Source organism: Rhizobium sp. FKL33, assembly GCF_005222915.1.
Classification (GTDB): domain Bacteria; phylum Pseudomonadota; class Alphaproteobacteria; order Rhizobiales; family Rhizobiaceae; genus Rhizobium_E.
In genome coordinates, this window is the sequence record NZ_STFX01000024.1 from 164,590 (window position 1) to 186,261 (window position 21,672).

General features: G+C 62.6%; 19 protein-coding genes and 1 pseudogene. 14 read left to right on the plus strand and 6 right to left on the minus strand.

What is annotated here, in order from left to right:
* The 9 genes and pseudogenes from E8Q41_RS25930 to E8Q41_RS16070 form a co-directional block, all read left to right on the plus strand.
* Nucleotides 1-340, plus strand: a pseudogene (locus E8Q41_RS25930) (methyl-accepting chemotaxis protein); the annotation flags it as partial.
* A 314-nt stretch (nucleotides 341-654) separates the two neighbouring features.
* Nucleotides 655-2,610: a methyl-accepting chemotaxis protein gene (locus E8Q41_RS16035; RefSeq protein ID WP_137156558.1), complete on the plus strand. Its 1,956-nt coding sequence runs from the start codon at nucleotides 655-657 to the stop codon at nucleotides 2,608-2,610.
* 416 nt (nucleotides 2,611-3,026) lie between these two features.
* Nucleotides 3,027-4,982 (plus strand): methyl-accepting chemotaxis protein, encoded by a 1,956-nt coding sequence (locus E8Q41_RS16040; protein WP_137156559.1) that lies wholly within the window; start codon nucleotides 3,027-3,029, stop codon nucleotides 4,980-4,982.
* A 288-nt stretch (nucleotides 4,983-5,270) separates the two neighbouring features.
* Entirely contained in the window at nucleotides 5,271-7,229 is a 1,959-nt protein-coding gene (locus E8Q41_RS16045) for a methyl-accepting chemotaxis protein (RefSeq protein WP_246660213.1), read from the plus strand.
* 103 nt (nucleotides 7,230-7,332) lie between these two features.
* Nucleotides 7,333-8,256 (plus strand): pirin family protein, encoded by a 924-nt coding sequence (locus E8Q41_RS16050; RefSeq protein WP_137156560.1) that lies wholly within the window; start codon nucleotides 7,333-7,335, stop codon nucleotides 8,254-8,256.
* Between the two features lie 152 nt (nucleotides 8,257-8,408).
* Entirely contained in the window at nucleotides 8,409-10,322 is a 1,914-nt protein-coding gene (gene dxs, locus E8Q41_RS16055; RefSeq protein WP_170976515.1) for a 1-deoxy-D-xylulose-5-phosphate synthase, read from the plus strand.
* A gap of 207 nt (nucleotides 10,323-10,529) precedes the next feature.
* The gene (locus E8Q41_RS16060) at nucleotides 10,530-10,886 is read left to right on the plus strand and encodes a DUF930 domain-containing protein (RefSeq protein ID WP_137156561.1); all 357 of its coding nucleotides are present in this window, start codon (nucleotides 10,530-10,532) and stop codon (nucleotides 10,884-10,886) included.
* Between the two features lie 75 nt (nucleotides 10,887-10,961).
* Nucleotides 10,962-11,219: a type II toxin-antitoxin system ParD family antitoxin gene (locus E8Q41_RS16065; protein WP_137156562.1), complete on the plus strand. Its 258-nt coding sequence runs from the start codon at nucleotides 10,962-10,964 to the stop codon at nucleotides 11,217-11,219.
* Between the two features lie 2 nt (nucleotides 11,220-11,221).
* The gene (locus tag E8Q41_RS16070) at nucleotides 11,222-11,521 is read left to right on the plus strand and encodes a type II toxin-antitoxin system RelE/ParE family toxin (RefSeq protein ID WP_137156563.1); all 300 of its coding nucleotides are present in this window, start codon (nucleotides 11,222-11,224) and stop codon (nucleotides 11,519-11,521) included.
* Nucleotides 11,522-11,603: 82 nt separating this feature from the next.
* Here E8Q41_RS16070 and E8Q41_RS16075 read toward each other — a convergent pair whose 3' ends face one another.
* The 3 genes from E8Q41_RS16075 to E8Q41_RS16085 form a co-directional block, all read right to left on the minus strand.
* Nucleotides 11,604-12,626 (minus strand): DUF4424 domain-containing protein, encoded by a 1,023-nt coding sequence (locus tag E8Q41_RS16075; protein ID WP_137156564.1) that lies wholly within the window; start codon nucleotides 12,624-12,626, stop codon nucleotides 11,604-11,606.
* Between the two features lie 92 nt (nucleotides 12,627-12,718).
* Entirely contained in the window at nucleotides 12,719-12,964 is a 246-nt protein-coding gene (locus E8Q41_RS16080; RefSeq protein ID WP_137156565.1) for an exodeoxyribonuclease VII small subunit, read from the minus strand.
* A gap of 2 nt (nucleotides 12,965-12,966) precedes the next feature.
* A complete protein-coding gene (locus E8Q41_RS16085) occupies nucleotides 12,967-13,896 on the minus strand; it encodes a histone deacetylase family protein (RefSeq protein WP_137156566.1) in 930 nt (309 codons plus the stop codon).
* Between the two features lie 154 nt (nucleotides 13,897-14,050).
* Here E8Q41_RS16085 and E8Q41_RS16090 point away from each other — a divergent pair, with 154 nt between their 5' ends.
* The gene (locus E8Q41_RS16090) at nucleotides 14,051-14,647 is read left to right on the plus strand and encodes a biotin transporter BioY (protein WP_137156567.1); all 597 of its coding nucleotides are present in this window, start codon (nucleotides 14,051-14,053) and stop codon (nucleotides 14,645-14,647) included.
* Between the two features lie 28 nt (nucleotides 14,648-14,675).
* Nucleotides 14,676-15,104, plus strand: a complete 429-nt coding sequence (locus E8Q41_RS16095) for a DUF1284 domain-containing protein (protein WP_137156568.1) — start codon at nucleotides 14,676-14,678, stop codon at nucleotides 15,102-15,104.
* 4 nt (nucleotides 15,105-15,108) lie between these two features.
* On the opposite strand, the gene E8Q41_RS16100 is transcribed toward E8Q41_RS16095, so the two are convergent.
* Together E8Q41_RS16100 and E8Q41_RS16105 are read right to left on the minus strand one after the other, a co-directional pair.
* Nucleotides 15,109-15,867 carry a crotonase/enoyl-CoA hydratase family protein gene (locus tag E8Q41_RS16100; RefSeq protein ID WP_137156569.1) on the minus strand — a complete coding sequence of 253 codons (759 nt, stop codon included), beginning with the start codon at nucleotides 15,865-15,867 and terminating at the stop codon, nucleotides 15,109-15,111.
* A gap of 10 nt (nucleotides 15,868-15,877) precedes the next feature.
* Nucleotides 15,878-17,656, minus strand: coding sequence for an acyl-CoA dehydrogenase (locus E8Q41_RS16105; protein WP_137156570.1), 1,779 nt, complete (start codon nucleotides 17,654-17,656; stop codon nucleotides 15,878-15,880).
* A gap of 195 nt (nucleotides 17,657-17,851) precedes the next feature.
* Here E8Q41_RS16105 and E8Q41_RS16110 point away from each other — a divergent pair, with 195 nt between their 5' ends.
* From E8Q41_RS16110 to E8Q41_RS16120, 3 genes are all read left to right on the plus strand, one after another.
* Nucleotides 17,852-18,931, plus strand: a complete 1,080-nt coding sequence (locus E8Q41_RS16110; RefSeq protein WP_137156571.1) for a cache domain-containing protein — start codon at nucleotides 17,852-17,854, stop codon at nucleotides 18,929-18,931.
* Complete coding sequence (locus E8Q41_RS16115; protein ID WP_137156572.1) at nucleotides 18,931-19,992, plus strand: neurotransmitter-gated ion-channel ligand-binding protein; 1,062 nt, start codon at nucleotides 18,931-18,933, stop codon at nucleotides 19,990-19,992. The genes E8Q41_RS16110 and E8Q41_RS16115 overlap by 1 nt, the downstream gene beginning before the upstream one ends.
* 74 nt (nucleotides 19,993-20,066) lie before the next feature.
* Nucleotides 20,067-21,062: a transporter gene (locus tag E8Q41_RS16120; protein ID WP_137156573.1), complete on the plus strand. Its 996-nt coding sequence runs from the start codon at nucleotides 20,067-20,069 to the stop codon at nucleotides 21,060-21,062.
* A gap of 4 nt (nucleotides 21,063-21,066) precedes the next feature.
* Here E8Q41_RS16120 and E8Q41_RS16125 read toward each other — a convergent pair whose 3' ends face one another.
* Nucleotides 21,067-21,660, minus strand: coding sequence for a short chain dehydrogenase (locus tag E8Q41_RS16125; RefSeq protein ID WP_137156574.1), 594 nt, complete (start codon nucleotides 21,658-21,660; stop codon nucleotides 21,067-21,069).
* Nucleotides 21,661-21,672 lie beyond the last annotated feature (12 nt).

Sequence of the window (21,672 nt, forward strand, 5' to 3'; positions counted from 1 at the left end):
GTCCGCCCGCGAACAGTCGACCGGCTTGGCCGAAGTGAATGTCGCGGTCAACCAGATGGACCAGACGACCCAGCAGAACGCCGCGATGGTGGAGCAATCGACCGCCGCCGCAGCCTCGCTCGCCCAGGAAGCCGGCAAGCTGCGCGATCTCGTCGCCCAGTTCCGGCTGGAACATGGAGCGGCCGCCCAGACGGCGGCGCTTCGCCAGACGGCCGCCGCCATGGCGCGTCCCGTTGCGACATCCCGCCCGCCTGCGGCTCGCCCTGCCCCGGCCCGTCCCGCCGCCAAGGCGGCGTCATATGGCAATGCCGCTGTGAAGGACGAGTGGGAAGAGTTCTAAGCAAACAACTCGACCATGAACAGAACAGCGCGGGGCTTCGGCCCCGCGTTTTTCATTTCAGGTGCGAGTTTCCAATGCAGAAACACCCATTAGACGATCGTTTTTTAAGCATCACTAAACTACTTTCTCGTAGCCTTAACCATGGACCGTGACGTTCTGTAAAGAACTGACGGCTGACCGCGACGACACCGCACCTCTCGGGGTGAGACAGCGCGAAATGATTTCGTCTGCGCTTGCGTTTCGAAACCCTTAGAGGGTGGGATGCAGGCGAACTCTTCCAAAGTGCGATCGGACCAGATTCTCGAAGGATCGCCATGAAAAACACTCCTATCGTCTACAAAGTCCTGCTGATACTGATCGTGTTCGGCGTTTATGCGATCGCAGCGTCGCTATATGCAGGCCAGAAAATCAAGCAGGTCGACACCGCCTACTCCGAACTTCTGTTGAAGGAACAGCGCGCAGCCCAGTTTCTCGCGAAGTCCAATCGCGCATTCCAGAACGCCCGAGCAGCGATCGGCGAAACCATCATGGTTTCCGATCCTGCAGCTGTTGAAACTGCAAAAGCGGAATTTTCTGCGGCGCGAAAGAGCTTCGACGATTTCTCGAACACAGCCATCAAGGCGCTCCCGGACGACCAGAACCTGAAAGCATTTCGCGAACAAGGGATTGCAATCCTAGACAAGGATTGCGCGACGTCATTTACGGCAGGCGCGGCAACCACATCAGATGCAGAAGTTTTAAAGGCGATTGAGATATTCAGAAGCCAATGCCAGCCGAAGTTTCCGCCATTAAGCAAGGAAATCGCCGAGAAGACGAAAAAGCTGGAAGCCGTGGCGGCTGAAGTCAGCGACGAATTGACGGCTGAATCGATCTTCACAGCCAATTCCACCCTTGCCGGTATGGTCATTGGCACTGCGATCATCATGGCGGCCGCCTACTTCGCCATTCGCGCCTGGCTCGTCGCACCGCTCGACATGATGCGTTCGGGCATGGCGAAGCTGGCCGACGGCGACCTTAACGTCGATGTGACCGGCCGAGACCGCCGCGATGAAATCGGAAGAATGGCTGTCGCAGTCCAGGTGTTCAAGGACAATGCATTGCGCGCCCGCGAACTCGAAGGCCAAAGCGAGCAACTGCGCAGCGAGGCGGAGCGTAACCGCGTCGCCGAACAGCAGCGCACAGCGCGCGAAGCCGAACAATTGCGCATCGCCACCTCGACGCTCGGCGAAAACCTGAAGAAGCTCGCTTCCGGCGATCTCACCTGCCGGATCGACACGGCCTTCGCCGCCGAATATGAAAGCCTGAGGGCGGATTTCAACGTCACCGTCCAGCAGCTGTCGCAGACCATCGCCTCGGTGTCGGTTGCGGTGCAGAACATGGACTCGGGCACCCGCGAAATCTCCTCCGGGGCGTCGGACCTCTCCAAGCGCACCGAACAGCAGGCCGCTTCGCTCGAAGAAACGGCTGCGGCGCTCGACGAGATCACCGCCAATGTCTCGAGCTCCAGCAAGCTGACCGACGAGGCCCGGGGCGTGGCGCAATCGGCCAACCAGAGCGCGGCGCAGTCCGCCCAGGTGGTCGCCCATGCCGAAGAGGCCATGCAGCGCATCGAGCAATCGAGCCAGCAGATCTCAAACATCATCGGCGTGATCGACGAGATCGCCTTCCAGACCAATCTGCTGGCGCTCAACGCCGGCGTCGAAGCCGCACGCGCAGGCGAAGCCGGCAAGGGTTTCGCCGTCGTCGCCCAGGAAGTGCGCGAGTTGGCCCAGCGTTCCGCTCAGGCTGCCAAGGAGATCAAGGGCCTGATCCAGAACTCGACCTCGGAAGTCGAAAGCGGCGTGAAGCTGGTGCGCGACACCGGCGAAGCGCTGAAGACGATCGGCGGCTATATCGGCACGATCAACCGTCACATGGAATCGATCGCCACCTCGGCCCGCGAACAGTCGACAGGACTTGCGGAGGTGAATGTCGCCGTCAACCAGATGGACCAGACGACGCAGCAGAACGCCGCGATGGTGGAGCAGTCGACCGCCGCCGCCGCCTCGCTCGCCCAGGAAGCCGGCAAGCTGCGCGATCTCGTCGCCCAGTTCCGGCTCGATCAAGGCGCGACAAACCAGACGGCGGCGCTTCGCCAGACGGCCGCCGCCATGGCGCGTCCGGTCGCCGCATCCCGCCCGGCCGCGGCTCGCCCTGCCCCGGCCCGTCCCGCCGCCAAGGCGGCGTCGCATGGCAATGCGGCGGTGAAGGACGAGTGGGAAGAGTTCTGAAACATACGCCACGGTTATGATGCGACGGCGCGGGGCTTCGGTCCCGCGCCGTTTGCTTTTCCGGGGGCGTGCGGCTCGCGTCACGGATCCTCGCCAATTCACTCTTTGGATGGCGCAAGCGCTGCTGCCGGTCCGCTCACAGCCTCCCAGACACCGAACTCGCGCTGAAGCGCCATCGCGCGCATGCGCCGCAAATCCCCCGCAACCGGGACAATCGGTTCTGTCGGAGCACACGGCTATCGTAAAATTCGCCATTATATTACATTGTAGTAATATGCAACAATAGTGCTAGTGCCTATACTTATATTTTAACTTTTCTTTTCCATTTTTTACTTAATCAAGGGTCAAGTCAATATAGACAATCCTCGAAAGAACGAGGGTCGCCGGATAGACAAATTCTAATTGCGGGAGTTGAAATGCGAAATCTGAAAATTCTTTCAAAATTCCTTGTCATCATGGGGATATTCGCGGTCGTCTCACTGAGTATTGCAGGTTTTTCAATCCTGCAGATGAAGCATATCGATTCCGAGTATAGCGACCTCCTCGCTCAGGAAGCCACATCCACGATTGCCGTTGCACGATCGGCGCGCAATTTTCAGACGATGCGCGCCGCAATTGGCGACATCATCATGGCAGTCGACCCGGAGGTGGTGAAGGCAAGCAAACGGGAGTTCGACGAGGCTCGCAACAAGTTCATTAATTATATGGACGCTGCGATTGAAGCGATGCCTGAAGAACAGATCATCAAAACGCTCAAGGCGCAAGGGCTGACGGTTGCGGATACGACCTGCGCGGGCGTCATCACCGCCGGAATGAACACGCTCGATCCGCTGGAAAATCAAAAAATCCAGGAAGAATTCTATAAGCACTGCCAGCCAGAGATCCTGGCCATGACCAACAAGATGGCCGACTACACCAAACAGGTGGTGGCGCGGACGAGCGCCGAAAACACCGAATTGTCGGCTGAGACAAATTCCATGGTTGGATGGCTGTCGGTCGCCTTCATCGGTGGTCTGGCTCTCGTTTCCGGCGCAGGCGCCTTTCTGATCCGTGGAAGCATCACCAAGCCCATACAGGGATTGGGCGACATCATGCGTCGCATGGCGGATGGCGATCTCACCGTTTCCGTCGACGGCCTTGATCGTCGCGACGAAATCGGGGGCATGGCCAAGGCGGTGCAGGTGTTCAAGGACAACGGCCTCAAGGCCCGCGACCTCGAAACCCAGGCCGACCGGTCGCGCAAGGCGACGGAAGCCGAGCGCGCCCGCTCGGCCGAGATCGACAGCCGCCGCGCCAGCGAAATGGCCGAAGCCACGGCCGGTCTCGCCGACGGGTTGAAACAGCTGTCCAACGGCAATCTGTCCGTCACGCTTGATCGCCCGTTCGCCGCGAATTTCGAAGGTCTCCGCCAGGATTTCAACGCAGCGGTCTCGCAGCTCCGCGATACGCTCGCATCGGTCGCCGAAGCCACGCGCTCCATCGATTCCGGCACCCGCGAAATCGCGTCCGGCGCGTCCGACCTCTCCAAGCGCACCGAGCAGCAGGCTGCATCGCTGGAAGAGACGGCTGCGGCGCTCGACGAGATCACCGCCAATGTCTCGAGCTCCAGCAAGCTGACCGACGAGGCCCGGGGCGTGGCGCAATCGGCCAACCAGAGCGCGGCGCAGTCCGCCCAGGTGGTCGCCCATGCCGAAGAGGCCATGCAGCGCATCGAGCAATCGAGCCAGCAGATCTCAAACATCATCGGCGTGATCGACGAGATCGCCTTCCAGACCAATCTGCTGGCGCTCAACGCCGGCGTCGAAGCCGCACGCGCAGGCGAAGCCGGCAAGGGTTTTGCGGTCGTCGCCCAGGAAGTGCGTGAACTCGCCCAACGCTCGGCGCAGGCCGCCAAGGAGATCAAGGGCCTGATCCAGAACTCGACCTCGGAAGTCGAAAGCGGCGTGAAGCTGGTGCGCGACACCGGTGAGGCGCTGAAGACGATCGGCGGCTATATCGGCACGATCAACCGTCATATGGAATCGATCGCCACCTCGGCCCGCGAACAGTCGACAGGACTTGCGGAAGTGAATGTCGCCGTCAACCAGATGGACCAGACGACGCAGCAGAACGCCGCGATGGTGGAACAATCGACCGCCGCCGCAGCCTCGCTCGCCCAGGAAGCCGGCAAGCTGCGCGATCTCGTCGCCCAGTTCCGGCTGGACCATGGAGCGGCCGCCCAGACGGCGGCGCTTCGGCAAACGGCCGCCGCCATGGCGCGTCCCGTCACAGCATCCCGCCCGACTGCGGCTCGCCCTGCCCCGGCCCGTCCCGCCGCCAAGGCGGCGTCGCATGGCAATGCGGCGGTCAAGGACGATTGGGAAGAGTTCTGATTACATCGCCGATAAGATTTCATAACGCGGCGCGGGGCTTCGGTCCCGCGCCGTTTGCTTTTTTCCGGCGCCACCCGGCGGACCCGCCGTGAGCGCCGGAGCGAAAGCGCATAATAGTGTTATCAAATGCAATTTTATATTGTTTTTACAGATGGTTGCGCGCAGAGCAAGAAAAGTAAATCCACGTGACGAACCAACGTTTCATTAATTTTATATGGCTAAAACATAGTCAGGTTTCGCATGGCTTGCGCTTTGTCAAACCTTCGAGTCGAATAGGGCGGGGCTATCTTGAAATCCATCATCAATTCTCTGCCGCTGTCGGTGCAGATCATCGGCAGCGTTGCCGCGGTTCTGGTTCTGGTCGGGGCGGCCAATCTGACTTATGAAATTTCCCAGCAGCATGCGGCGATAGAGGATAACGCCAGAAAGCGCGGCGATGCAGCGCTCGACATGCTGGAGTCCGTGCATGTCAGCGCCATGTTGAACCGGGACAAGGTTGCCGACGGCGATCCGGCGATCGGCACGCTCGACGGAACCATGGATCGCTTTTCCGCACAGAGCCGCGGCGTCGATCTCTGGCTGGTCATGGGTCCGAAGATCGTGGCTTTCCAGAAATCGGAAGGCGCGACGGAAGTCGAAGGACCGAAAGACGACGTCGACGAAAAGACGATCTCAGACAAATCCGCCCAGGTTACGGTGACAGGGGATCATATGCGCATCACCCGTCCCGTCATTCTGGGACAGGGTTCGGCGGCCGATCCGGCCTGCGCGGCCTGCCACACGGCGAAGATGAACATTCAGGCCGGGGAAATCGTGGGCGCCTATAGCGCCGCTGTCGATCTCGCGCCCGAGCGGGCTGCAGTCTCCGCAGCGATCAAGAGCAAGTTGATGATCGGCGTCGCCGTTCTCGCCGTGGCGCTCGGGGCCATCACCCTGCTGTTGCGCCTGACCGCGATCCGGCCGCTGCGCAAGCTCGCCGCCGCCACCGAACATCTTGCCAATGGCGACATTTCCGTCGACGTCAATGGCCAAGACCGCGCCGACGAGATCGGCTCCATGGCGCGCGCGCTCGACGTGTTCCGCGCCGCCTTCCAGCGCAACCGCACGCTCGAGGCGGAAGCCGAAGAGAACCGCCGGACCATGGAGCGCGATCGACTGGAGGCGCAGGCCCGCGCCGAAGCGGAAGCGGCTGCGCGCCTCAAGCAGGCGACGTCAGGTCTCGCTGGCGGGTTGAAGCGCCTGGCCGACGGCGACCTCGCCTTCGAACTCACCGAGGCTTTTGCGCCTGATTTCGAACCGCTGCGCCACGATTTCAATGCGTCGGTCAAGCAACTCGGCGACGCCCTTTCCGCCATCCGGGCCAGCGTGACCGTCATCGACGCCGGCTCGCGCGAAATCGCCACCGGCGCCGCCGATCTCGCCAAACGCACGGAATCGCAAGCCGCATCGCTGGAGGAGACGACGTCCGCCGTCGAACAGATCACCGTCAACGTCTCCAACTCGGCGCATCTGACCGAGGAAGTGCTGGAAGAAGCCACGGTCGCCAATGCCGATGCCAGCAAATCTGGCGCGATCGTCGCCAATGCCGAAGCCGCGATGCAGCGCATCGAGGATTCCTCGGGCAAGATCGCCAGCATCATCAGCGTAATCGACGAAATCGCCTTCCAGACCAACCTTCTGGCGCTGAACGCGGGCGTCGAAGCCGCCCGCGCCGGAGACGCCGGCAAGGGCTTCGCGGTGGTGGCGCAGGAAGTGCGTGAGCTCGCCCAGCGATCGGCCAACGCCGCCAAGGAGATCAAGGGCCTGATCCAGAACTCGTCGAACGAAGTCGGCAATGGCGTCAAGCTGGTGCGTGACGCGGGCGCCGCGCTCAATTCGATCGGCGGCCACATCCTGACGATCAATCGCAAGATGGAGGAAATCTCCACCGCGTCCCGCGAACAGTCGATCGGGTTGAAGGAAGTCAACACCGCCGTCTCCACGATGGACCACTCGACGCAGCAGAACGCCGCCATGGTCGAACAGTCGAGCGCGGCTGCGGCGACGCTAGCCCAGGAGGCCGCCAAACTGCGCGATCTCGTCGGCAAATTCGCCCTCGTCCAGACGGCGAGCCATGCCAACCTTCTGCGCAACACCGCCGCGCGGATGGCGAGCCCAACCTTCAGCGCGCCGCAACGCAGCCGGAGCGCCTCTCCGCGGGCGGCGAGCGGCAATCTGGCCGTAAAGGACGATTGGGAAGAGTTCTGATCGGCGTCCCTCCCCTGCAACACGCCCCCGGACGGTCCGCCGTCCGGGGGTTTTCATTTTCCGGCTCCTCGGCCATAGTCGTTGTCTGAACAGGAGCCAGACCATGTCCTTCTTTCCCGGCCACGATCCAGAGCCCGGCGACGCGCACGCCGTCGACCAGGTCGAGCTTCTAATCGTTCCACGCTCGTCCGACATCGGCAATTTCGAAGTGCGCCGGGCGCTGCCGACAGCCAAGCGCCGCATGGTCGGCCCCTTCATCTTTTTCGACCGAATGGGCCCGGCGCTGTTGCGCGCCGGCCAGGCGATGGATGTGCGGCCGCATCCGCATATCGGCCTCTCCACCGTCACCTACCTGTTCGACGGCGAGATCCATCATCGCGACAGTCTCGGCACCGGCATGGTGATCCAGCCCGGCGACATCAATCTGATGACGGCCGGACGCGGCATCGTGCATTCCGAGCGGACGCCGGACAAGCTGCGCGGCAAGCCCTTTTCGATCTCGGGCCTGCAGACCTGGCTGGCTTTGCCGGAGAGCCATGAGGAGATCGATCCCTTCTTCGCCCATACCGGCGTGAACGACCTGCCGAGCTTTGAGGACGGCGCTTCGCGCGGCCGCGTGGTGATCGGCTCCTGGCAGGGGCTGACCTCGCCCGTGAGGACGCCGACGGATACGCTCTATGTCGACCTGACGATCGGCGCGGGCGAAACCTGTCCCTTCCCGGCCGGCGCGGAAGAGCGCGCCGCCTATGTGCTCGACGGCTCGGTGATCATCTCCGGCATCGAACATCCCGCCGATCAACTGCTGGTGTTTAGGCCCGGCGACGCGATCGACCTGACGGCGGGGCCGGCAGGCTGCCACATCATGCTGTTTGGCGGCGAGACGATGGCCGAGAAGCGTTACATCTGGTGGAATTTCGTCTCGTCGTCGAAGGAACGGATCGAACAGGCCAAGGAAGAATGGCGCACCGGCAAGTTCGATATCGTGCCCGGCGACGAGGAAGAATTCATCCCCTTGCCGGCGACGTAAGGACGCGTTTTCCGTCGCATGCTTGGCGTATGCGGCCAATCGGGCTAGTATGTCCCGATGCGCGCCTCATTTTCAGCGTTGTTTGTTGTTGAAAAAGGCTCAAAGAGCGATAATAAGCCGGCTTCCACTTTGTCCGGTGACAGGACCAGCCCGTGAACGCAATGCCCCAGACGCCGCTCCTCGACAAGGTTTCCTATCCCGAGGATCTCCGCAAGCTCGACGACAAGGAGATGCCGCAGCTCGCCGCTGAGCTTCGGGTCGAGATGATCGACGCCGTCTCCAAGACCGGGGGCCATCTGGGCGCGGGTCTCGGCGTGGTCGAGCTGACCATCGCGCTTCACAAAGTGTTCGACACGCCTGACGACCGCATCATCTTCGATGTCGGCCATCAATGCTATCCGCACAAGATCCTCACCGGCCGGCGCGACCGCATCCGCACGCTCCGGCAGGAAAACGGTCTGTCCGGCTTCACCAAACGGGCGGAAAGCGAATATGATCCTTTCGGCGCGGCCCATTCCTCGACTTCGATTTCCGCAGGCTTGGGAATGGCCGTGGCGGCCGACCTCGATGGTCGCAGGCGCAATGTCATCGCCGTGATCGGGGACGGCGCGCTGTCGGGCGGCATGGCGTTCGAAGCGCTCAACAATGCCGGTTCGCTCGACGCCCGGCTGATCGTGATCCTCAACGACAACGACATGTCGATCGCCCCACCGACGGGCGCGATGAGCGCCTATCTCGCCCGCCTCGCCTCGGGCCGCACCTATCTCGGCTTTCGCGAACTCGGCAAGAAGCTGACCGCCTATCTCGGCAAGAAGGTCGATCGGGCCATCACCCGCGCCGTGGAGCATGCGCGCGGCTATGTGACCGGCGGCACGCTGTTCGAGGAGCTTGGCTTCTACCATATCGGCCCGATCGACGGTCACTCCTTCGACCATCTCCTGCCGGTGCTGCGCAATGTGCGCGACAATTCCACCGGTCCGGTGCTGATCCATGTGGTGACGCAGAAGGGCAAGGGCTATGGGCCCGCCGAAGCCGCCGCCGACAAATATCACGGCGTCAACAAGTTCGACGTCATCACCGGCGCGCAGGCGAAAGCAAAGCCGAACGCGCCGTCCTACACCTCGGTCTTCGCCGATGCGCTGATCCAGGAGGCCCATCACGATTCCAAGATCGTCGGCATCACCGCCGCGATGCCCACCGGCACGGGGCTGGACAAGTTCGGCGAGATTTTCCCCAAGCGCTGCTTCGATGTCGGCATTGCCGAACAGCATGGCGTGACATTCGCCGCCGGCCTTGCAGCCGATGGCTACAAGCCGTTCACGGCGCTTTATTCGACCTTCCTGCAGCGCGCCTATGACCAGGTCGTGCATGACGTGGCGATCCAGTCGCTGCCGGTGCGCTTCGCCATCGATCGCGCCGGTTATGTCGGCGCCGACGGGCCGACCCATGCCGGATCCTTCGACACGACCTTCCTCGCCACGCTGCCGGGCATGGTGGTGATGGCCGCCGCCGACGAGGCGGAACTCAAGCATATGGTGCGCACGGCGGCCGCCTATGACGACGGCCCGATTTCGTTCCGCTATCCGCGAGGCGAAGGCGTGGGCGTCGATATGCCCGAACGCGGCGAGATCCTGCAGATCGGCAAGGGCCGCGTGGTCAAGCAGGGTTCGAAAGTGGCGCTCCTGTCCTTCGGCACCCGCCTTGCCGACTGTCTGATGGCGGCGGAAGATCTCGATGCGGCGGGCCTGTCGACCACGGTCGCCGACGCCCGCTTCGCCAAGCCGCTGGATCTCAAGCTGATCCGTCAGCTGGCGCGGCACCATGAAGTGCTGGTGACGGTGGAGGAAGGCGCGATCGGCGGCTTCGGCGCGCATGTGCTGCATGCGCTGGCGATCGAGGGCCTGCTCGACGGCCGCCTCAAGGTGCGGCCGCTGGTGATGCCGGACATCTATATGGACCAGGCCAAGCCCGAGGCGATGAACGCTTACGCCGGTCTCGACCGCAAGGGCATCGTCGGCGCGGTGTTTTCCGCGCTGGGACGCGATCTTGCGGAACGCCTCGCCTGAGTTTTTGCTCCATCGCGCCGCCCTCAGGCGCGGTTCTCCCGGCTCAATCAAGCCGCGGCCCCATTCTCGCCCGACTGTGGTGGAATTTGGGACGCGCATCGCATGCGCCGATGCGCATGATCGTCACCTGACGACATTTCGCCGTCGCTTTGCCGACCGCTTTTCAGCAGACTGAACGAGGTTAGAAACGGAATGAAGACCAGAAGAATGGCAGCCTTGGCCGCCAGTCTCCTCGCGCCCATGCCGGCACACGCCATCGACCAGAAAATGCTCAGCCAGATCAAGCGGCTGGCGCCACGCGACCAGCTGGAGCAGCGCTGCGACACCGAAGGCATGGCCAAAGTGAAAGGCGACAAGGTGATCGCCTACACCTTCGCCGACCCGCGCTACCGCAAGGCCCATATCGACGCCCCCGGCGCCGTCTTCCGCCGCAAGGGCGAATGGTACCGGCTCTCCTACAGCTGCACCACCAGCCCCGACCATGTCGATGTCGTCAGGTTCGACTACAAGATCGGAAGCAGGGTTCCGCGGGAAGAGTGGGAGCAGTATCAGCTTTATGATTGAGAGGGATCTGCCGGTCGCGGAGCTTCTTGCGGACACGCCGGCAAGCGTGGCATAATTCCTCGACGGAGAAAAACGATGCCGCGCAGTGACAATCTCGGCCCCCAGTTGGAAAGCTATGTGGCTGACCTCGTGAAGTCAGGCCGCTACACATCCCGGAGCGACGTTCTCAGGGAAGGTGTTCGTTTGCTCGAAGAACGCGACACCCGGCTGAGCGCCCTGGATGCGGCAATCGCTCGTGGCCTGGCCGACGCCGACGCTGGGCGGATGAAGCCCATTGAGGATGTCGCGGACCGGCTGAGCGCGAAATATCTGAAGATGGCCAGGGATGGGTGACCATGTTCGTTGTGATCACCGACGAGGCCGAAGCAGACCTCGAGCAGATCGGTGATTATATTGCTGCGGACAATCCAAAGCGGGCGGTGAGTTTCGTTCAAGAGCTTCTTTCGCTTTGCCGTCAGTTGCGTGAGATGCCTCGCGCCTATCCACTGGTTCCACGCTATGGGCACACAGGAGTGCGCCGCCGCACTTATGGCGACTATCTGATCTTCTATCGCATCAATGGAGACGCCATTGAGGTGCTGCATATCCTCAATGGCGCGATGAATTACGAGGCAATATTGTTTCCCAAACCATAGGGACCGCTTGGAATGGGCGGTGAACAGAGCGAAGGGCGCGCCACTTACGTAAGTGGCCGTGCCCATCACCCTTCCACTCCCATCAGCCCGGATTTCCCGCCTGCAAATTGTAATTCAGGATCAGAATATCGAGATCCTTTTCCGGCCAGAAATCCGTCGCCTTCATCTCGAAGGTCGTCGGGCCGATCTTCTTGACGTTGGTCCCGCAGAAGCTGACATAGTTGTCCTTCGAGCCCTTGTCGACGATCAGCGTGAAGTCCTTGATCGGACCCGCCCAGTTGGCGCCGGTGGTCAGCACGTAGGAAATCCAGGATTCGTAGTGATAGGGCTTGCCCTCGTCCAGGGCCTTCAGCGTCTTCTGGGCTGCGCGCACGAAGGCGTCGTCGATGCAGTATTTGGCCTTGTATTCCTCATAATACTGCCCCTGGGGCTGCCGGTTTTCGTCCAGGAAGGCCGGCTGCACGGTGCCGCCCACGCTGGGCTTATAGGTGTGGGACACTTTGATATCGACGCCCGGCTCGTAATGGGCGCGCCAGTAATAGGCCGATTTCAGCGTCCAGATCGGCATGTAATGGGTCTCTTCGCCATTGCCCTGATCCCAGCTGTCGATGCGGAGCAGGCCGTCGGCGACCCATTTGTCGCGGGTTTCCTGCGGCAGGTTTTCCACTGCCTTGATGGTCTCGTCGCTGTTGGGCAGGAGCGAGACGCCGGCCGCCTTGATCTCTTCGGTCACGTCGAGCGCATTGGCCCAGGCGCGCTGCTGAAGCTCGGGCTCGATCGCCTCGCCGTCCTGCATGACGGTGAAATCCAGGAAATTGTCACGGTTCTGATCGCCCGAGGAGACGTCCGACATCGGGCCGCCCTCGATATCGGGCATCGGAAAAGCGACCAGCGTGTCGACCGCCTTGTCGGAGGAGTTGCGGAACACGTAATCGACGCGGATTTCCTTCATGGAGATGAAGAGGACTTCCTTCTCCATGGAAATATCGGCGCGGCGGGTGAATTCCAGCCCGCCGGTCTTCAAGACGGCGGTGGTGTCGTTGGCCAGTGCAGTGCTCGCGCCAAGGGCAATCATCCCGGCGGCTATGGCGAATTGTTTGGTCATAGGGTCCCTCCTGATGATGAGGCGGGACGCTAGCGGGCTTGGCTGCGGGGGTCAACGCCCCCAATACTATGAAGACAGACGCGATTCCCGGTTCAGGCCGGGTCGAGCGGCTCGACGCCTGCGGGCTTGCCGGCGCGGTCGAGGCGGATCTTCTCGATGCGGGATTCGGCGGCTCCGAGCAGGGTCTCGCAATGCTTCTTCAGCGCCTCGCCGCGCTCGTAAATGGCGATCGACTGATCGAGCGGCACGTCGCCGCGTTCGAGACGGGCAACGATCGATTCCAGTTCCTGCACGGCCTGTTCGAAGGTGAGGCCGGAAAGTTCTGTCGTGTCGGTCATCGTCATCCCCTCATCAGTCGCGCGATATGCAGGCCTGCCGATTCCGCCAAGCCTTCGAGGTCATAGCCGCCTTCGAGCACGCTGACGAGACGGTTTGACGCATATTTCCCCGCGATTTCCATCAGGCGGCCGGTGATCCAGTCGAAATCGTCGCCGACCAGATTGATCTGGGCGAGCGGATCGCGGTGATGGGCGTCGAAGCCGGCCGAGATCAGCAGGAAATCGGGCTGGAAATTTTCGAGCGCCGGCAGCACGCGGCTCTTCATCGCCTCGCGGAAATGATCGCCGGCAGAATTGGGGCTGAGCGGCGCGTTCACAATCGTATCATGAGCGCCCGTCTCGTCCTTGGCGCCCGTGCCGGGATAGAGCGGCATCTGATGCGTCGAGCAGAACAGCACCGACGGATCGTTCCAGAAAATATCCTGGGTGCCATTGCCGTGATGCACGTCGAAATCGACAATGGCGACGCGTTCGACGCCATAGGTCTTCTGCGCATGGCGGGCGGCGATGGCCACGGTGTTGAAGAAGCAGAAGCCCATGACCTTGTCATGCTCGGCGTGATGGCCCGGCGGGCGGCCCGCCACGAAGACATTGTCGGCCTTGCCGGCAAAGACGTCGTCGACGCCGGCCATGGCGCCGCCGATGGCGGTCAGCGCCGCCTTCAGGCTTTCGGGGCTGGCATGGGTGTCGGCCTCGATCTGACGCACGCCTTCTTCGGGCATGGAGCGCATCACCGAGAACAGATGCTCCTCGGGATGGGCGAGCAGCACCGCGTCCTCATTGGCGACGGGCGCTTCCTTGCGGTCGAGCGTGGAGAAATGCGGATGTTCGAGCGCCGCGTTCAGGGCGCGCAAACGATCGGGGCGTTCCGGATGGCCTTCCGGAACATGATGGGCGAGAAAGACCTGGTGTTCGTAAAGGCGTGTCGTCATGGAGCCTGATATAGCCGTTCCGGCCCTGCGGGTCCACACTCGCCCACGCTGCGGCGCGGGATAAAATCGTTAACCTCTCCGAAGGACGGATTGACAAGCCGTGACCGGTTTGTGACAGAGGAAGCACCATATTTCGCAGGAAGGGAAATTTCCGATGGCAAATCTCGCTCTCTCCTCGGGCGCCCAGACGCTCGACACGCTGTTCGGCTCGACGCTCGCCCGCAAGGCGGCCATCGCGTTCGGCGGCAGCCTGTTCCTCGCCGCCATGTCGCAGATAGCGATTGGCCAGCCGGTGCCGACGACGCTGCAGACGCTCGCCGTGATCCTGATCGGCCTGACCTTCGGCCACCGCCTCGCCGCAGCCTCGCTCGGCCTCTACCTGCTCGAAGGCGCGATGGGCTTTCCGGTGTTCGCCCAGTTCAAGTCGCTTATGCCGCTCGGCCCTTCGGCCGGCTACCTCGCCGGCTTCTTCCTGCAGGCCGTGATCATCGGCTGGATGGTCGATCGCGGCTTTGCTCGCGGTTATGTCGGCGCGGCCGTTGCCGTCGTGATTGGCGAAATCGTGATGATGGCTTGCGGCGCAGCCTGGCTCTCGACCTTCATGGGCCAGCCGACCCTGATCGAAAACCTCAAGGCCGCTTTCATGGCCGGCGTGGTTCCGTTCATCGCCATCGACCTGGTCAAGGGCGCGCTCGCGATCCTCATCGCCAAGGGCGTGATCTCCGGCGCGTCTAGCCTGATCCGTGGCTGATCAATCCGACATTTTGTTGAATGACATGATGCCCGTGCGCTTGCGCGGGCATCATTTTTTATGCGTGCTGACCTATCGCGGTTACGGCTATACGCCGGCCTTCGTCGCCAATATGAGCCGGGTGGTCGCGGCGATCAAAGCCGGCGCAGCGGTGGAACTCACAGAAGGTCCGGATGACATCTGCAACGGCTTCACCGCCGCCTGCCGCGACATGTCCGACCACGACTGTTCTCTGGTGTCGACGATGGAGATGGACCGCACGGCCATCGCCTCGGTCACGAGCCTGCTGCCCGATCTCGCAGACAAGGGCTCCGCCATCGTGCTGAGCGCGGAGCGGGTCGAGGCATTACGCGCCGCCTTCGCGAGCGGAGACATCCGTCAGGCCTGCAAGGATTGTTCCTGGGCGGAGTTCTGCACGGCGATCGCCGCAGACGGATTTTCCGACACCAAGCTCTGACCCGTCACCCCTTCTTGGCGAAAAAGCCGGCATAGACGCCAGCGGCTTCCTTGGAGCGCAACTGGGCGAGGAAGTGTTTCATCTCCTCATCCATGTGATCGCGCAGCGCATCGACGTCGCCCTTCAGCAGCCGGCGCGAGATCATCAGCGAGTCGCGCGGCTTGGCGGCCAGTCGGGACGCGGCGGCGAGCGCTGCGCCTTCGACCTCGTCTTCCGGCAGAACCTTCCAGATCAGCCCGGCTTCGCGGGCCTCTTCGGCGGAGAAGCCCTCCCCCATCACCAGCATGGCGAAAGCGCGCTGATAGCCCATGATGCGCGGGCCGAGCAGCGACGAACCGGCTTCCGGCACGACGGCGAGATCGGTGAACGGCGTCTTGAACACGGTGCGCGTCGAGGCGAAGGTCAGGTCGCAATGCATATGCATGGTGACGCCGACGCCGATGGCGATGCCATCGACCGCCGACAGAAGCGGCTTGGTGAAGCGCGCCAGCTCATGCAGGAAAGCGATGACATTCTTGGCCTCGCCTTCGGCGGCGGCGATCTGGATGAAATCTGCGAGATCATTGCCGGAGGAAAAGCAGCCGGGGCCGCCTGAGAGAACGACGGCGCGGATCGCGTCATCGGCGTCCGCCTCGGCCAGCGCCAAGGCCATCTGGCCATACATGTCGCGGGTGATGGCGTTCTTCTTGTCGAGCCGGTTCATCCGGATGACGATGACGCCGGGATGCGCCTCGGGACGTTCGATCAGGATATGGTCGGTCATGTCAGTCTCCTCAGGCAAAAGCGGCGCGAACGGCGGCGAGGCTTTCGGCGCCGTGCATCACACGATCTTTCAGCGCCGCGGTTTCGGCGATCAGGTTTTCGGCGGCGAAGCGGGCGAGCGCGACGCGCGTCTCGGCCCTGCCATCGTCAACCGGGGTGATGGCGGCTTTGGCGAGATAGACGCCGGTGAGCGTGAGCCCGAACTGGCGCTGATAGGGCGTGGCGCCGGCCAGCGCCTCGGTCATCTTCCCCTCGCCCATACTGGCGAGCAGCCAGGCGGTGGCTTCGCGGAGATCGGCGAGCGCGGCGTCGAGCTTGTCGGCGGTGCGGCCGAAGGCGGGATCGTTGGAGGCGCGGACCTGATCGACGGTCGCGGCGAGTTCATCAATGAAGCCGAGCACATGCGCGCCATTCGACTGCGGCAGCTTGCGGCCGATGAGATCGATGGCCTGGATGCCGTTGGTGCCTTCATAGATCGGGGTGATGCGCACATCGCGATAGAGACGGGCCGCGCCGGTTTCCTCGATGAAGCCCATGCCGCCATGCACCTGCACGCCGAGCGATGCGACCTCGACGCCACAATCGGTGGGGAAGCTCTTGGCGATCGGCGTGAGCAGATTGGCGCGCTCCTGCCAGTGACGGCTCTCCTCGCCGTCCGTCACATGCGCCATGTCGATGGCGTGGGCGCAGGCGTAAGCGATGGCACGAGAACCAGCCGTCAGCGCCTTCATGGTGGCGAGCATGCGCTGGATGTCAGGATGTTCGATGATCGGGCTCATGCCGGCGCCGGCCCAGCCTGGCGCACGGCCCTGCGTGCGGTCCTTGGCGTAGGCGATGGCCTTCTGGGTCGCCGCTTCGCAGACGGCGACGCCCTGCATGCCTACGGCCAGCCGGGCGTTGTTCATCATCGTGAACATGCAGGCGAGGCCCTTGTTCTCCTCGCCGATCAGATAGCCGATCGCGCCCTTCTCCTCGCCGAATTTGCCGTCGCCGAAGATCATGGTGCAGGTGGGCGAGCCGTGAATGCCGAGCTTGTGCTCGATGGAATGACAATAGGCGTCGTTGCGGGCGCCGAGCGAGCCGTCGTCATGGACGAGGAATTTCGGCACGAGAAACAATGAGATGCCGCGCGAGCCGGACGGCGCGTCCGGCAGGCGGGCGAGCACGAGATGGATGATGTTGTCGGTGAAATCGTGTTCGCCATAGGTGATGTAGATCTTCTGGCCGAAGATGCGGTAGCTGCCGTCGTCGCGGCGTTCGGCGCGCGTGCGCATGACGCCGAGATCGGAGCCGGAATGCGGCTCGGTCAGGTTCATCGAGCCTGTCCATTCGCCCGAGATCATTTTGGGGAGGTATTTCTCCTTGAGCGCGTCGGTCGCATGCGCCTCGATAGCTTCGATCGCGCCGATGGTCAGGGTCGGGCAGAGCGAGAAGGCGAGCGAACCGCCGTTCCACATTTCCAGCGTTGCGACCAGCAGCATATGCGGCAGCGCCTGGCCGCCATAGGTTTCCGGCGCGGTGAGCGAGTTCCAGCCGGCGGCCGACCAGGCTGTATAGAGATCGGCCCAGCCGTCGGGCGTCTTGACAGCGCCATCGACCAGCCGCGAACCCTGCTTGTCGCCGATCTCGCCCAGAGGCGCGACCTCGTCGCTGGCGAATTTGCCGGCCTCCTCGACGATGGCCTCAACGACATCGCCTGTGAGCTCCCCATAGGCGCCGCGTCCCAGCGCCATGTCGAGACCTTGCGCCTTGAGCGCAGCCAGAATTTCTCCCACGGGCGCCTTGTACATTCCGCTCCTCCAAGCTGATCTTCCCACCGCAGCCCAGCGCGCGCCGCGGTCTTCCGGAAGACGATCTAATTGATTTTTACGTAAACGTCAATTAAAGCGAAATGTAGAATGCATCATTCCGCATAGTTCACCGCCATCGACAAGTTTTTCTGCGCCCGCTAACGCTCTGGCGTTAACTTCCATCGCGGGACGAACATGAAGCTCGAACGCAGAATATCCGTCATTGCCAGTCTGATCCTCGGCGCCACATTGGCGATCGGCGGCTGGATGCTCTATTCCGACGGGCGCGCGGCGCTTTCCGACAGCGAGAAGAAGGAAATTGAGGCGACGAGCCTCGTGCTGACCACCGCCATGAGCCAGGCGGAAAACCTGACCGTCAGCCATTCGGAATTGATCGCCCAGAACCCTGATGTGGTGGCGCTTATAAAAGCCGGCGACCGACCGGCGCTGCTTGAGAAGATGAAGCCGGTGCTGGCCAGCCTGAAGCTGGAAGCCGGCATGGATGTGCTGCATTTCCAGACCGCCGACATCAAATCCTTTCTGCGCGTATGGGCTCCCGAGGATTTCGGCCAGGATCTCTCCAAGATCCGACCGATGGTCTTGGCCGCCAATCGCAGCCGCAAGCCGCAAAAGGGGCTGGAAATCGGCCTGAAGGGACTCAGCCTTCGCGCCGTTTCCGCCGCAATGGACGGCGATCGGGTGATCGGCACGGTGGAAGTCGGCGTCAGCCTGAAGATGCTGATGGAAGCGTCGAAATCCTCGACAGGCGCTGATTTCGCCATTTTCCTCGATCCGCAATACATCCCGACCGCGAAAGGCGGTTTCGGCGAGCGCGGGGAAAAGCTTCAGCCCGACGCTTCCACCGATAGCGCGCTGTTCGATGGGCTGCAGCAGGGTGGATTGATCAAGCTGTCGCGCGGCCCGGAACTGACCATCACCAAGCGGGACGCCGCGACCATCGGCGTCATGACGAGGCCGTTGCTCGATTATTCCGGCAAGGTGATCGGCGCGATGATCGTCGCCCGCGATTTCTCGACAGAAGAAGGCGCTTTCCGCGCCACATTGGTGACTGTGATCGTGGTGGCGCTGTCGGGTCTGATGATCGCCTTTGGCGTGATCATGGCGACGCTCCGGGCCTTCGTGTTCCGCCCTCTCGAAGAACTGGCGGATGATCTGCAGAGCGGCCGCATCGGCGCGCCCACCACGGCGCTGTCCGCCTATCTCAAGCTGCGCGACGGCGCCGGCCGGGCGCTCCGCAACAGCGGAGACGCCTGATGGCCCGGCTCGTCAGGCTCCTCGCGTTCATTCTGTTGGTTGTCGCGCTGGCGCCCGAGGCTTCCGCCGCCGCTCCGCCGCCATCCCTGCCCGGACGGGTGCATCTGCCGATCGAGACCCATCTTTCGGTCCGGCTGCTCAACATCACCCGGCTGGAAGAAACCAAAGGCGAGATTTCAGCGCGGGTGGAATACACCCAAGGTTGGAAAGACCCGAACCAGGCCTTCGATCCGCTCGCGGCCGGCGTCTATCGCCATGACTATTTCGGCGAGGAAGCCGAGAGCAAAATCGCCGCCATCTGGACGCCCGACGTCACGATCGCCAATCAGATCGGCGAGCCGCGCTCGCGCTCGGTGGCGCTGTCGATTTCCGCAGATGGGACGATTTCCCTGATCCGGCAGCTGGATGCGGATTTCCGCATTTCCGTCGATCTCGCCGCCTTCCCCTTCGACCGGCAGAACCTGGACTTCGTTTTCACCGCGCCGCGCTACTCGGCGAGCGACGTGATCTTCGTGGTCAATGATCGCGACCGCGAAGTCTCCGCCATATCCGACCAGATCTCGATCTCGGACTGGCGGCCGGAGCGGCTGTCCTTCGCGCTCACGCAATTCTATGGCTGGAACGCCAAGCCTTTCGTGCGCGCCACCGTGACGGCGACCGTCAGTCGCGAATGGCCGCGCTATCTGCTGCGCATCTTCATCCCGTTTGCGGCGGTGGTGTCGGTGTCGCTTTTCATTCTCTGGGCGCCGGAGAAGGTCAAGGTCGATCACGCCGGCATTACCTATTCGGCGCTGCTGGCGCTCGCGGCTTTGTCCTTCACCTTCGAATCGAGCTTTCCGGGATCGATGTCGGTCAATTCGCCGATCGCCTTCATGATCTCGCTCGGCTATTTCTATCTGGTGCTGACGCTGCTCGTGCATCTCGGCCTGCAGCATGCGGAGTTCCCCGCCGTGCGCCGCAACATCTATCTGATCGAGGAGATCCATCGCAGCGTGCGCTTCACTCTGCCGGCGATCTTCACGCTGATCTGCATCTGCTCGGTCGTGCGCTCGCTGTCATGATTTTGTAGCAAAACTGTCATGTCGGCGACCTATTGCTGTCCGGGCAGCATTTCGGACAGAAGGACGTCGCCAGCATGGAGCTTCCCGTCTCCGCCATTCCCGGTTTCGTCTGGGCGACGCGTTTCGAACCGGAGAGCGGCTCGAGCCTGCGACTGCCGCCGGAAACCGATCTCGACGCGTTATTGTCGCAACAGGGTTTTCTCTGGCTGCATCTGGGCCTGTCGGACGCGCGGGTGCCGCATCTCCTCGAACGCATCCCGGACCTGCCGCCGGAAGCCGTGCAGGCGCTGACCAGCCGCGACGCGCATGCGACCCTGTCGGTGTCGCTGGACATCGTCTGCGGCACGATCATCGACTTGCAACGCGGCTTCGACGAAATGACCTCGGAGATCGGCTGGCTGCATTTTGCCATCACCGACCGGATGATCATCACTACGCGGCTGCATCCCTTGCGCAGCATCGACCGGGCGCGGCAGGCGCTCGAGAAAAACAGCGCGCGCGTTTCAGGCCCGATGGATGTGTTCTCGACCCTGGTGATCGAATTCCAGCGCACGGTGATGGCGATGGCGCAGGAGATCAACGACGAACTCAACCGCATCGAGGATTTCGTCTATGAAAACGCCGAGAGGGACGAGCGCCACCGGCTGGCCCCTGCCCGGCGCTCGATCGTGAAACTCTATCGCCACCTGCGCACCGAACTGGCGCTGCTCCGCCGCGCCGCCGCATCCGACGACGACGAGGCGCCGGCGGGCTTTCAGGAAATCGCCCAGAAGCTCACCGAACGGATCGAGGTGGTGGAGCGGGACGTCTTTTCGCTGCAGGAACGGGCGCGGCTTCTGCATGAAGACATCGATTCCCGGGCGCAGGCCGAGACCAACCGCCATCTCTATATCCTCTCGCTCCTGACCGCCTTCCTGATGCCGCCGACGCTGGTCACGGGGTTTTTCGGCATGAACACCGAAAACCTGCCCTTCGCCCATACCGACGGCGGCACCTTCTTCGCGGGCGTGCTGATCACGCTGTCGATCGGCGCCGCCTGGATGCTTCTGAAGCGCGCGGGAATCCTGTGAGGGTTCAGACCCTGTAGACTTGGCCGGTTTGGGCGCCTTCGACGCTTTTCGAATAGGCCAGCGCGGCGTCGGCCACGGGAACCGGCTTGTAGCCGCGGAAGAACGGGCCGTAGCCTTCCATGGATTCCTCGAAGACAGTCGGGCTGACGGCGTTGATGCGGATGCCGCGCGGCAGTTCGATCGCCGCGGCCTTGACGAAAGAGTCGATCGCGCCATTGACCAGGCTGGCGCTGGAGCCGGCGCGGATCGGGTCATGGCCGAGAATGCCGGAGATCAGCGTGAACGAGCCGCCATCGCGAACGAAAGAGGTTCCTTCGAGCACCAGATTGACCTGACCCATCAATTTGTCCTTGATGCCGACAGCCATGAGATCGGCGGTCATGTCCTTGAGTGGACCGAAATGCACCTTGCCGGCGGCGGAGACCACCGCGTCCACCTCGCCGACCGTCTTGAACATCGCCCGGATGCTATCGACATCCTTTACGTCGACCTTGACGTCGCCATTGCGCGAGGCGGAAATCACCTCGTGGCGCGCCGACAATTCGCGCACCACCGCCGAGCCCAACACGCCGCTCGCGCCGATCACCAGAATCTTCATAGAGGTCTCTCC